General features: G+C 57.4%; 15 protein-coding genes, 1 tRNA gene and 1 pseudogene. 6 read left to right on the forward strand and 11 right to left on the reverse strand.

What is annotated here, in order from left to right:
- Window positions 1-185 (forward strand): annotated as a pseudogene (locus GNZ13_RS27030) (DUF1501 domain-containing protein); the annotation flags it as partial.
- A gap of 54 nt (window positions 186-239) precedes the next feature.
- Here GNZ13_RS27030 and GNZ13_RS27035 read toward each other — a convergent pair.
- Window positions 240-1064: a squalene/phytoene synthase family protein gene (locus GNZ13_RS27035; protein ID WP_172170290.1), complete on the reverse strand. Its 825-nt coding sequence runs from the start codon at window positions 1062-1064 to the stop codon at window positions 240-242.
- Between the two features lie 410 nt (window positions 1065-1474).
- On the opposite strand from GNZ13_RS27035, the gene GNZ13_RS27040 reads away from it, so the two are divergent.
- Window positions 1475-1561 (forward strand) — tRNA-Leu (locus GNZ13_RS27040).
- A gap of 70 nt (window positions 1562-1631) precedes the next feature.
- Here the strand turns inward: GNZ13_RS27040 and GNZ13_RS27045 are convergent.
- From GNZ13_RS27045 to GNZ13_RS27055, 3 genes are read right to left on the reverse strand one after another with little or no spacing between them, the layout of a single operon-like run.
- Complete coding sequence (locus GNZ13_RS27045) at window positions 1632-2006, reverse strand: hypothetical protein (protein WP_172170292.1); 375 nt, start codon at window positions 2004-2006, stop codon at window positions 1632-1634.
- Entirely contained in the window at window positions 2006-2176 is a 171-nt protein-coding gene (locus GNZ13_RS27050; RefSeq protein WP_172170294.1) for a hypothetical protein, read from the reverse strand. Before GNZ13_RS27050 ends, GNZ13_RS27045 begins: the two co-directional genes overlap by 1 nt.
- The gene (locus tag GNZ13_RS27055; RefSeq protein ID WP_172170296.1) at window positions 2173-2511 is read right to left on the reverse strand and encodes a hypothetical protein; all 339 of its coding nucleotides are present in this window, start codon (window positions 2509-2511) and stop codon (window positions 2173-2175) included. Before GNZ13_RS27055 ends, GNZ13_RS27050 begins: the two co-directional genes overlap by 4 nt.
- A gap of 157 nt (window positions 2512-2668) precedes the next feature.
- Here GNZ13_RS27055 and GNZ13_RS27060 point away from each other — a divergent pair, with 157 nt between their 5' ends.
- Entirely contained in the window at window positions 2669-2842 is a 174-nt protein-coding gene (locus GNZ13_RS27060; protein WP_172170298.1) for a hypothetical protein, read from the forward strand.
- Window positions 2843-2871: 29 nt separating this feature from the next.
- Window positions 2872-3090: a DUF2442 domain-containing protein gene (locus GNZ13_RS27065; RefSeq protein WP_172170300.1), complete on the forward strand. Its 219-nt coding sequence runs from the start codon at window positions 2872-2874 to the stop codon at window positions 3088-3090.
- On the opposite strand, the gene GNZ13_RS27070 is transcribed toward GNZ13_RS27065, so the two are convergent.
- From GNZ13_RS27070 to GNZ13_RS27090, 5 genes are read right to left on the reverse strand one after another with little or no spacing between them, the layout of a single operon-like run.
- Window positions 3091-3549, reverse strand: coding sequence for a DUF6088 family protein (locus tag GNZ13_RS27070; protein WP_328807296.1), 459 nt, complete (start codon window positions 3547-3549; stop codon window positions 3091-3093).
- Entirely contained in the window at window positions 3488-3877 is a 390-nt protein-coding gene (locus GNZ13_RS27075) for a hypothetical protein (protein WP_172170302.1), read from the reverse strand. The genes GNZ13_RS27070 and GNZ13_RS27075 overlap by 62 nt, the downstream gene beginning before the upstream one ends.
- Window position 3878: 1 nt before the next feature.
- Window positions 3879-4511, reverse strand: a complete 633-nt coding sequence (locus tag GNZ13_RS27080) for a helix-turn-helix domain-containing protein (protein WP_172170304.1) — start codon at window positions 4509-4511, stop codon at window positions 3879-3881.
- A gap of 5 nt (window positions 4512-4516) precedes the next feature.
- Entirely contained in the window at window positions 4517-4819 is a 303-nt protein-coding gene (locus GNZ13_RS27085; RefSeq protein WP_172170288.1) for a hypothetical protein, read from the reverse strand.
- A complete protein-coding gene (locus GNZ13_RS27090) occupies window positions 4812-5078 on the reverse strand; it encodes a hypothetical protein (RefSeq protein ID WP_172170306.1) in 267 nt (88 codons plus the stop codon). The genes GNZ13_RS27085 and GNZ13_RS27090 overlap by 8 nt, the downstream gene beginning before the upstream one ends.
- Window positions 5079-5183: 105 nt before the next feature.
- Between GNZ13_RS27090 and GNZ13_RS27095 the strand changes: the two genes are divergently transcribed.
- Both GNZ13_RS27095 and GNZ13_RS27100 read left to right on the forward strand, forming a co-directional pair.
- A complete protein-coding gene (locus GNZ13_RS27095; RefSeq protein ID WP_172170308.1) occupies window positions 5184-5474 on the forward strand; it encodes a hypothetical protein in 291 nt (96 codons plus the stop codon).
- Window positions 5475-5519: 45 nt separating this feature from the next.
- Window positions 5520-5804 carry a hypothetical protein gene (locus GNZ13_RS27100; protein WP_172170310.1) on the forward strand — a complete coding sequence of 95 codons (285 nt, stop codon included), beginning with the start codon at window positions 5520-5522 and terminating at the stop codon, window positions 5802-5804.
- A 578-nt stretch (window positions 5805-6382) separates the two neighbouring features.
- Here GNZ13_RS27100 and GNZ13_RS27105 read toward each other — a convergent pair.
- Together GNZ13_RS27105 and GNZ13_RS27110 are read right to left on the reverse strand one after the other, a co-directional pair.
- Window positions 6383-7156, reverse strand: coding sequence for a hypothetical protein (locus GNZ13_RS27105; protein WP_172170312.1), 774 nt, complete (start codon window positions 7154-7156; stop codon window positions 6383-6385).
- Window positions 7157-7508: 352 nt separating this feature from the next.
- Window positions 7509-11309 carry a hypothetical protein gene (locus GNZ13_RS27110; protein WP_172170314.1) on the reverse strand — a complete coding sequence of 1267 codons (3801 nt, stop codon included), beginning with the start codon at window positions 11307-11309 and terminating at the stop codon, window positions 7509-7511.
- Window positions 11310-11906: the final 597 nt, after the last annotated feature.

Genomic DNA, 11906 nt, shown 5'->3' on the forward strand with positions numbered 1-11906 from the left:
GGCGGGTGCGGGGCGGTTTGTACGGCGTGCCGCCAGTGCTCGCGCGGCTCGATGGTAACGGTAACTTGCCGGTCGGCGTCGATTTCCAGCAACTCTACGCGACCGTGCTCGGGCCTTGGTGGGGGCTCGACGCGTCCGCGATCCTGCAGCAGCGGTTCGAGCCGCTGCCGTTATTACGCGTCTGATAATGGGACGGCGCTTCCTTATCGGCATGAGGCGGCGGCCGTTGTGTCGTCCGCTTACCTGGCGCGCCACGCGATCCAGAGCTTGCGGATCGGCGTCAACGCAATGCGTTGGTGCAGCACTTGATAGTCGTCACGTTCGATTTCATCCAGCAGTGCCAAAGCAAGGGCCGCCTGCGCCACCAGCGTACGCTGCGAGCGGCGCTCATCCGCGGGCATGGCGGCGAGCGCCGCTTGCAACGCATCGCGGGCCCGCTTGGTCTCGAAGCGCATCAGCTCGGTAAACGCGTCGGAATACTTCCGATTGATCAGATCCGCAGCGGTGACGTTAAAGCGCTGCATTTCGTCGATCGGAATATAGATGCGGCCGTGACGCGCATCATTGCCGGTTTCGACGACGAACTGCGCAAGCTGTAGCGCCTCGCCGAGCGGTGCCGACCAGCTCGACGCCTGTGCGCCGTTTTTCGCCGTAGAACGCGCGACCAGCGATGCAAAGGTGCCGCCCACGCCCTGCACGTAGCGCCGCAGATTCGGGTAGTCGAGGTAGCGTGCCTGGTCGAGGTCCATTTCGAAACCGGCGAGCAACGCCTGCAACGCCGGATACGCCGCCTGCACGTCGGGCAGATGGGCCGCCAGCGCCTTTGAAACCGGATGCGACGGCGAGCCCGAAGCCAGCGCGGCGATCTCGTTTTGCCACCAGGCGAGTTTGGTGCGGCCGATGGCCGGATCGCTGATTTCTTTAACGGTTTCCTCGAACTCGCGGCGCAGCGCGAACAGTGCGGTCAGGAGCGGTTGGCTTGCCGCGGGCGCCTGCCGAAGCGCATAGTAGGTGCTCGATCCGGGCGGCGCCGCTTTCTGCTGGCAATATTCGTCGAAATTCACGGGATTGGAATGTGGGGAAGGGCGGGCGTTGAGGGAACGGCGTGCGTGCGTTTAACCAAAAATTGTAGCATCGACGCTCCTCGGGCAGATGCATGAGCAAATGCAGACAAGCGCGAATCAATCGGTTAGAATCTCGCGCTTACGCTTTCGGGCGCGGGGTTTTACGCGGTCGTGAGTATGCAGGACATCGGGCAGAGCGCGCAGCGCTTTGCCCGGCTGCGAGGGTGGCGAAATTGGTAGACGCACCAGGTTTAGGTCCTGACGCTCCGTGCGGTGTGTGCAGGACTGATACACCCGGGAACCCATGTAGAATAAGGGTTGTTAGCGCGTCTCGCAGAAGTTCGGCGTCTCGCAGAAGCGTGTGTCGCATGCGATATCGCAGCGGTCCTGCCTGTTAGGTATAAAAATTCGCGTGAGTGGCGAAATTGGTAGACGCACCAGGTTTAGGTCCTGACGGGAGCAATCTCGTGCCGGTTCGAGTCCGGCCTCACGCACCATCGAAGTAAGAAAAAAGGCCATGTTCCCAGGCGGAGCATGGCCTTTTTTCTTTTTGGGTACGATTGCCCGTCAACCGTTTGCAAACACCGAGTTGAGGTGCTCGAACATTTCGCGGCCCGTTGCAGTCAGACGGATAAACTCATCGGACTTACCCTCCTTGGTAAAGGTTTCAGCAAGTCCTGCTTTCAACGCCTTCGCAACTCCCGCCTCGGTCACGCGGTTCGCTTCGTCACGGTCGAGCGCAAAGCGCAGCCCTGTTTTCAAGAAAAACTGGTGCGTGCCTTCATCTCCTGCGTTTGCCAGCTGGCACAACACCACGGCCGCTGCCGGGTGCAGTGGTGCGGCTACCGACTGTGCGATGGAGCGGTGCGTGTGAAAGAAAATCGGGAGGATTGCATCAAGCGCAGTCGAAGCAGGCGTGTATTCGGTTTTCGCTTCTGTCATCAATGACGCTCCGCAATCGAGCGCTTGCACAGTTCCGCTGCTTCAGCTAGGAGCCGGGCGTAACCGCGCATGTCACCTTTTGCTACCAAGTCCAGCGCGGCGCCAAGCGTCAGCCGGGCGACTTCCTTTTCCGCATCGCTCATCTCAATAAACTGTTCCTCTTTGTTCACGCGGCCCCCATTTCAGCGGAGTCGACTTGTACCAGCACGCCTTCCGACGAGAGTCCCAGTTTTTCAAAGCGCTCTGCACCGCCTTGAATAAACGCGTCGTCGAATGCTGGCAACTTGTCCGTTGCTTCCAGTGCAGCCGTCATGGCAGCTTGCAGTGCCGCCTCAGCGCGGAAATCGCTCTTCGCTTCTTCACAGGCCTTCACTGCGTCCAGCAATTTGATGGCGGCAGCCAGAAATCCCAAGCTACGTGCGTCTTGGCCTGCCGTGAAGTTTCCAAATGCGTCGCGGCACATTGCAGTTGCCAGCGATGTTGCTTTTCGTGTTAGTGCGCTCATATCTTCCTTCTTATTCTCTCGTATTTAGCGGGCGCACGCGCCCGGCCGACACTCTGCCGGCAACAGGATTACGGCTGTCGTTTGCAAATTCTTGAGCCCAAATTCGAGTGCGAGGCGCTTATACTTAGCTGACGACTGCAGGCGCAAGGAGGAGGCGATGCAACACCACTTGGCGTGGGATTGGGTAGCGGTTGACTGGTGGCAAATATTGTCGTCGGCGGCGCCGGTGCTCGGCGTCACGGTGGCTGCAGCGATTGTGGGCTTTGGGCTTGGCAGGCTTATACGCGGCCGCCCGTATCTGGGGCGCCACGTCAGTGCGCCCCGCAGTTGACACATACCCGCTTGACATCAGAGCACGACATGACGCCGCGCCCCGTCGCGGTCAAATTCTTCGACGACAGCTTCTGCGTCGAGTTATCGGACGGCCGCGCTCTGAGCGTGCCGTACAGTGTGTCGCCAATGCTGTTTTCAACCACGCCCGAACAGCGCGCGAATGTGCGTCTGACACCATCCGGGTTGCACTGGGACCAACTTGACGAAGACCTCGGTGTCGCAGGCCTGCTGCGCGACTACCTGTAATCAGCCGGAACTGTTTTCATATTTGACCGTTCGCGTGCCCACCTGAATTTTTCTGCTGATGCGACGCTTGCCGGTACACACAACGCCGTCCATTGGAATCTGCGTTGTCAGTCCCGCGTTGTAATCGCGCGCAAGCCGGCCGAGCGACACCTGAATGCGCAGCTTTTTGAATGTCTCCGCAGCAATCGCTTCGAACGTCGCCGATGGCGCCAATTTCCCGGTGAACTTATTCACCCTGGTTTTCGCGTACACACCGATGCTCACACGCACCAGCCTCCCATCCCCCACAAGTTTTGCAAGCACCCGTCCGACCTGCGCGACGCTACCCATCGGTGCGAGTTCCGACCTCAGTAGAACGACGTCCTTGCGCCGCCTAATGGAGCGCACAATCTTGTCTTCAACTCGCACGGCTATAAATACTGAGGACTTTGCGGGCAATCGTGGCGACGTCGTCGTCACTGTCCACAGCCACCGGCTCCGTGTCAACACGCGGAGCGTCTTTGCTCTCGATGCTTGCGCGTGCTTGTCCTCCGGTTATACGAATGTCGAGCCGAGCGAGCGGCTTGTCCTCAGTGCCGGTTTTGCGACCAACAAACACCGGCACGTGCTCGCCGGCTGGGAGAGGCGTGCTGTACTTGTCGGTACACATCTCCAGCACTCTAGCGGCTTCTTCGAGCAGTGAAAAGGGCGGGCGGTCGAACGGCACCGCACTGCCCTCAAGTTCGCAAATGCGCGTAAAAAAACTGATGTTGTCGTACTCGCCGTCGTAAAAGGTGATTGCGAGCATTTTAATTTCCCTTGTGGTCGGCAACGGTCACACCCACAAACCAGCGTGCGCGCCGATATCGCGCGCCCCGGCTGAGCGACTGCATTACCGAACGGTCGCCGAGCGAGCCGCGAGGCGCTGTCAATGTATCCCAGCGCAGCCATGCCGGCAAAGGACGTAGGCGGCGGCACAGCCGGTCAAGCCGCGACAACTGCACGCCGCTCACGCTTGCAAGCACGGCGGGGTAGTACCGTCTGTGTGCAATTTCAACCCCAAAAACATCCCCGCGTCGTCCAAGGCGGCGCAGCTCCGCCGGCGACACACCCCTTTGGCGGCAAAACGCCTGTGCTGACAGAAACTCGCCACGCTGAACTTTACGCCGGCGCCACCGGCGCGCACTGCGCTCAAAGTCGTCGGCGGTACGCGGTTTGTAGAGCCCAGCTTCCTGCGACACGCGCGCCAGTTCCTCCAGCGCCTTGCGTGCGCGCTTCCTTGCTTGCAGACCGTACGCCTCTGCGTCAGCGCGGTCGACGGCCCGTGTGCCGTCAGTGCCGGTGATTGCAGGTAGCTTGCCGTCAGTGATTAACCGAAGCACGTGCTTCCGCGTAACGTTTAAAAGCGTCGCCACCTCGGCAACAGACAGGGTGTCATCCATAGCCATCACCGCCACGGGAAAACGGGACGTTCGGGGAGCTGTTCCTTGCCCGCAAGAGCGGTCGCAATCCCGCGTGCCACGAGGTCCCACACACTGCCGCCAAAGCGCGGATACGCGGTCAGCGTCGCGGTGCCCACCTGGTGTTCGTCTTTGCCCTCAAATACAGTTACTGCGTAGTCTCCGTGCTTGTTGATGGAGACCCCGTCATTCACGCTCGCTTCGTCGGCTGTCACGTTTTCAATTTCGGTGTAGCCTAGTACGCGGCTTGGTCCGTGCGGCGGACACAGCTCTACGGTCACTTTAAGCATCGTCGCTACTCCTGGCTTTGTGAACACGCTCCGCGAGCGCCACCGCTTCGCTTGGCGACATAGGCAATGGCTCCAGCGGCGCCACCCGCAGCACCCAGTCGCGCAGACTGACAACAAGCGCAGCGTCGTCTGCGCTCAAGCGGGCTGCTACGCCCGGTTGCTGACACAGTACGAAAATAGCGTCGGACGCCGCGCGCACGCGGCCAGACTCAGTAAGCGCTTCGTTGCGTGCATCCCGGATGAGGTCTTCGTACCGCACAACGCTCTCCTGCGTTAATTGCAATAGGCAATGCTACCATCAACGGGTCAGTAGTGTTAGGACTACTAGGCTTTGTTGCACCGTGCAACTAAGGGGAGACGCGTTATGAAAGTGCAGGACTTATTAGCTCAGCTAGCGCTAGCGGACCCGCAAGCCGAGGTACTTTTCCTAGACCAGTGCGCCGACGCCGATGAGACGGACGAAGTGGGTCTTGTGGACATACGCACCGAGAGCTGGACGCATGAGCGCGGTACGTACGGCGGTAAGCCGTACGAAGCGCGTTATCCCGGCAATCCGTGCGAGCGCGAGAGCGGTTACTCGGGCATTGTGACCAGCGCGGAGCGCGTGGTCGTCCTGTCAGCAGGTCCAACAAACCTGCGCTACCTGCCAACCTAGTTTTCAGGCGTCGCTATAGGTGTCATCTCTGCTACCAGTAACAACATGCACGCACCTGCACGCGAACTCGCAACTAATCTAATTGGTGCAGCACTCGGCGAACTGTTCGGCCCGCTAAGCCTGCCATCTGATGAGTACTTCTCTGACCGCAGCAAGGTAACTGCAGTGAGCGCGGCTAGCGCGCTAGGTGGCAATGAACGCGCAGCGGCTCTGATAACACGTGCGGGCTTGGACGGCGCCGACTTCACGGGCGACGACTATGCCGGACTGTGCGCTGTTCTGGAAGCAGCGGTGGCGATGGTGGAGCACTGGGAATTGACCGCAGGGTAGGCCACGAAACTCGTTTCTGCGCAGAAACGGAATGTACCTGAACTGCGGCATTACGGTTTTCAACGTTGAAAACTAAAGTACCTGAATTGGCGCATTGATTTTGACGTCAAAATAATTTGTATAACAAAACCACAACAATGAGGATTGATTCTGTAAAATTCACGTTTATTGTTGTGAAAATATGGAGCAATAGACCACGTCGGCTCGTAAGTAACCATCAAAACCGGCCGTTCTTACGGCCGCAGTGCGTCCAAACTCGCCAATTTTGACGCCAGCAAACCCTCGAAATCGGCATAAAGCACTGCACTACACGCGGCTCTGTCTTCAACTCCTCGAGTCGAATGCCTCCACACAAACGCACCACCAACACTGCGACATTGTTTTCAGTGGAACTCCGACGACACCCGCGCTCGCGCTTGATATCAAATCGGCGTCGTACCACAGCAATTGGCGCTCGTCATGGACTGTGCTACTGGGCTTTTTTCCCCGCAGCGCTAGGCGTTGCGCCTGCCAAATATCACGATATATCACGGCCCGTAATATAAAAGCCCCGCGTCGAGCGAGGCTTGGTATCAGTATCAGGCTTCTTGCTCATCGTCCTCGTATTCCGGGCTGCGTGGGTCATCTGCCGGCAGGTCCTCGCGCTTAACGAAATGCTGACCCCGGAAGTCGCAGTACTCGTAGTCGGTCCAGTCTTCATCCCACCAGTCCGGCGCCTGGCCGTCCGGGAGTGTCACCCCTTCAAGCACTGCATCCAGGTCCGCCCAGCAGTACTTATCCCCATAGCCCCACCGCACTTCGCGCATGCCGGACTCCCACACAATCACCCGTGCACCGTACTGGCAATCGTAGTGCAGGCTCCAGCTTGCCAGCTCGTCGCAGCACTGCTCGAACGTAGGCTCCCCGCCGTTCTCGCTCACCCACTCGTCCCGAGCTTCGCCCAGCAGGCGGAGCAGGAAGTCGATGGCTTCGTACCCGTCGCTACCTCTTTTCAGCATGTCCTCAAGCGAGCAGTCGTCAGCGCCGGTCACCGTTGGATACCAGGCCCGCACGAACCGTGCGAGACGAAAGCCGTGCAAGTCGTCACCGCGGCTGCCGTTGCTGTCGACAAAGAGGGTCTCATAGTCGCGGTCGTCCACTTCCCTTACCCGGAGCGGAAGGGTATTTCTGTTCGCATGCGCGTACTCTCCCGCGTCCAAGCCGGACGCGTAAAGGTCAGCCGCTTCCATTTCGGCGTACGTCTGATAGCCGCCAGTGTCACGCGCGTACGCGTCGAGCGCGTCTTTCTCGTCGAGTGCTTCGAATTCGCCGAGGCAGTTAAAGTCTTGATTGCAGATGCGAAAGAGTTTCATTGGGAGTGTTCCTTTGAGGTTGTGCTTGATAGGCCGGCTTCGCTTCGCCTCCTATAACTTGTATAAGCACCTCTCAAACTTCACTCCGTGCGCAATCCTTTAAAAGTTATCTTTGAGTGCAGTTATCACAGTCGCTCAAAATTTATTTTGTTACCATTCATTACGTCGGCATGAAACATATCGCTTCACTGCGTAAGTGCTCCTTCGCGAGCGACAACCAAACAAACCTATCCCCTGAAAAACAAACACCGGAGTTGCTAACATCCGCATGCCGACCGGTGCTCGCCGCGGCACCTTCACTGAGGCTGATGTACTCGAAACTATGCGGTCCCTCAGGTTGTCGCCAGTGCAACTACGCGTCGTGCTCGCCTGATGCGTTGTCTCGAGACGGCCGTCCCATATCGAGCACGAGGAAGGTCATGATGATTTCGCGAGAATCAACCGTGTAGAAAGCCTTGAAGCCAATCGGCGAAGAATCGTGGTCGGGCAGGTCTTCGACATCCTGATAGCTAATGCCACTCGGAGGCTTGGCACATGCTTCCTTCAAAAAACTCACGATTCGCGTGCGATCGGCGCCGCGAGAGTAGGTAATATGAAAAAAGAACCGGCAGCTACCGTAATCAAACAGTTTTTCGAAATGCAAGGTCAGATTGGTTGTGTCGACCGACTTAACAACGAGCGCCTCGATAACAGCGAGCTCCGCGGTTCCCTTGCTGATTACGATGTCTCGCTCACCAACACCACCCGACCGTGCTTTGCCGCCGCGCGGTTGGTCCTGCACTGCCCACTGTGGGACGACTAATCGCGAGAGAAGGAGCTGCTTCAATACGCCCGAAATATTGTCTTCCAGGCGGAGCATTCCAAGGTTTTCCATCATCGTCGCGACGGCAACCAGGCTCGCGCACGCACCCCGCACTTGGTCCAACAAATATAGGTCAATACGGCCGCGCTCTTGGAGTACTTGTGCCTGCTCGTCATGTCCAAGCCTTGCCAATGCCTCGAATGCATGTCGTAAGCCAGGAATCGGGTCGCCGTCGACCGCAAGATTCGGAACGGTGGAATAGGGTCGATGCGTGTCGATGTTTTCTCTTACTGCAGCCAGGAATTCGGTGCGACCAAAAGCTCGCTGGACCTCTGTAAGAGCCGTAATCGCCTCATGCCGGCTACCTAATCTCGCCATAGCTACCGCGGCGAAACCCTCGACGTGCGCGTCGTAGCCTGTCTCTCTCATTTGCAGCGACAATTCGAGCGCCTCTCTCGTTTGGCCCGCCCCCAACTTAAGCATGATGCGATTGACATTGAACGGCTTCAGGTCGCGCGTTGAGTGTTGAATTAGAGGCATTATGTCTCGCTCAGCGTCACTCAGGATACGCTTCGCTTCAGCGAGTTCGTTTCCTGCCAGCACCCGGAAGACATTGTTGTTCAAGAGCCGGTGAACTCGGCTAACGAAAGCGTTGATGGCGTACGCAATCACGGTGGGATGTCGCTGACTTAGTCGGGTGAACGTGGCCTCCGCGCCCGCAAAATCTCCTCCCTCTTTCTTCAACTCAGCCAATGCGCGATAGAAATCAAGTGCATCGCTTGCGTCATTTCTCTCGGCGGGTGTTAAGTCCGCTGGTAGAGCATATGTGGAAAGTCCGCCCCAATCAGAGCGCGCAACTAGCAATCCGAGGTCGATTCGTATCCTGGCCACCTCTCGACCTTGTACCTTTCCCAGGGTGACGGCATTGCGCTCCTCTGCAATGAACGCGTCTGCCGTTTCAATGAGGCCTGCTGCGAGAAGTGCATTTACTCTCGCCTGTATTGCAGGAAGGCTCCACACACTTGAAGATGTTTCCGGCGTGAGCGTTCGTAGGCGGCTCATGATTAGCCCGTTGTGACTTGCCGGAGTGTTCGCGACAATCTCAGCCAACACGACCGGCTCCTCGACCTGACACAGTTCGGCGACCAGGGTTTGCAAGAGGTCGCCTTCAACCCGCCGCAATGCGGCAGCCAAATCGAGTGAGATGGAGGGCTGATTGGAGCCCGAAATACCTGTCGTCAGCGTGACATTGAATGCATCGAGACGGTTGCGTTCACTGCGGTCGATTGCGCCAGCATGTATTGCGGCACATAACCCACTGACTAATTCGCGTGGAACTGCCGAAGGCCACGCAGCAATAGCGCGCGCGAGGAGGTGGATGTGAAGCCTGATGCGCCGGATGAGTTGGTCGCGGAATATGTACCGCTCGCCAGTGTCAGAGGGATTCTCTCTTTGCCAGCCTTGAACATCGATTGCACCGAGGAATCTCTCGCGTACGTGCGTTTGACACCGAAGCGCGAGCTCACACAACAAGTGCGAACTGCTGGGGTCTAACTGTCCAAAATGCAATTGACCGGCCTTGGGCAGAACCACGTCAAGATATAGGGTCACCAAATCGGACGGTTCGACGAGGTCTGCGACATCTCCTTCTGTAGCCATGTCCAATGCTGCGCAAAATGCTTCCGTCGGATACATCTCGGTACGCGCACTGATAACCAGTGTACGTAGTACCTCCGATTTGAATGTGAGGTCTGCCGCACTTAGTTCGCTCCGGAGCAAAGACAAGACTTCGCGTCGCCGGAATGCCTGTTTCTGGTTCAGGCTTAGCTTGTAAATTTCATGGTACAACGCGGCCAACTCGTGAGCAGGTATCTGTGCCGCTTCAATATGGCTCGCTAACATAGCAAGCGCATCTTCAAACGCAAACACTTCTGTCGTCTGATTGGCGTGAATTTGGTATGAGCGGTTCCATCCCCCGCCGTTGAAGTCCCAACGAGCAATTAACAAACACGCCAATGGACACGTCGACGCAGACATCAGCATATCCGCGAGAATCACGGGCGTGCTCGTTGCCACCATGCCAAGCTGCACTAGCAGGATAGGTCGGTCGACTATCAAGTCCAACAGGCGTGTGGCCCATGCCTCGCGAACAAACGGAGACTCTCTCAGCTCATTCGTTAGCACCGCCATCAAGCTATTGCTCTCAGTAAACGCGAAATCGCCGAACGCGTGCCGCATAGCGTGCCCTTCCATCCATCGAAAGCGCGCAATTGTCGATGTCGGTGCCATGGACAGTCTGGCGTCGATTTGATTGGCTCGATGTGGTTGCATTAAGCGCATCGGCGCGGCGGCAAAGACTCGCAGCTCCTCCCAGCCCGGAGACACAGATGGTCGAGTAAGGACGTCGAGAGCCGTATTGACAAAAGAGTCGACCTCATTCGATTCCAGAATTTGAGTGAGTGAAAATGAGGGAGCCCCCAAAGACCGCCAGCAATTCACCCAGTGCTTTACGTGTAGCTCCAAATCCTCTCGCGAGGTGCCGGGAGCGTGCGGAGGCGTGTCCCAGATTCGTGCTGCAATCCACGCTGGAGAAATGCTCGCTATTTCGGAAGGGCGACGCCTTCCTGCCACCACATCGTTCGCGAATTCCCGTAGTGACTCAGCTGGGATAAAGTCTTTTGAAAAGGCATAATCATCGAGGCCACGCGCTTCAATTATCGCCCTGATGGGGGCCGCAATCGCCTCCTGGCTGCGAAGGACGGTTCTCAAAATATCTCCAGGGACAATGACTCTGTCCCAGGCTATATAAATCCAGCCTTGAGTTACCAGCTCGTCGAAGGCAGGCGGTGGCGAAAGTGCAGTGAGGCTCAGCGGGTTGGAAATGATTTTTGAGGTAACACCAGGCGACGGCGATTCGCTGGCGTCTTGGGTTTCGTCTCCAGACGACCCATTGTTCGTGTCGATGCTACCCGCTTCAGGGGTATTCCCTTGAGCCGAAGCTGTCGCGTCCGATAGAAAGGAGACCGGCTTCTCGCGCGTAGTGCCTGCTCCCGTCGGACTCAATTCGACATCAACTGCTTCGTCGTCCACGTTTGGACTGTCCTGCTCACGCGATTTCAACAGAGCGTCCCGCGCCAACTCATACGCCTCGCGAGCGCGCGAAACTTGGTCTCCTGATAGAAAAATGAGATTTCGGTAGAAGTCGACCAGCTCGGCGTCAAAAACAGGTGGTCGCACCGCAGTGTTCAATCGTCCAGATGAAGCACCATGCGAGGGCAGAAATCGCTGCAGCCTGTCGCGCAACAACTGCCGAGTTTCAGCCGGTACCCCGATGCTTTCAATTCGTCTCATTCTTATTCCCTAACGATTTTTCGAATCGCGTCTATTGCCAGAGCGAAAGTCTACGGCGATGTGCACATATGCACGAAGTTGGCCTCCAAAAAGGGGACTGCAACCCCGGGCTTTTATGAATCGCATCAATGGAATCCGTGATGTATTTGCGCATCGGGACCTTATCGTTTAGCCGGTGAGTCGGCATGTCTCGACGAGAGAATACAAGAAGGTCGTATGCATATCGAGCGCACACCGACTACATCCGGCCCACGCCGGGACACCGTCGTATCTGCGAGGTATGTACCATTCTAATCATTTCGGTGTTCGACCCAAGTAGTCCCGAAGAAGCGGCATGCAGCTTCGCTCTGGCGACGAGTGTGGCACAAACGAGGGACAAACACGGGCCCTCGCCGGAGATATAAACGCATCACACTAAACGTGCCGTTACGACGCCTCGCGGCACGTAACGGCACGTGCCGGCATCAAATGCCTGCTCGTGTCCCGAAAACCGTTTTTGAAGACCTGCTTTGAAAATCTTCGACCTCGACGAATTGGCGGTGCTGCTTGGACGCAGCCCTGAAACCATAAAAAAAGACCTTCGGCGCAACCCTCTTG

It is taken from the genome of Paraburkholderia elongata, assembly GCF_013177735.1.
Lineage (GTDB): Bacteria > Pseudomonadota > Gammaproteobacteria > Burkholderiales > Burkholderiaceae > Paraburkholderia > Paraburkholderia elongata.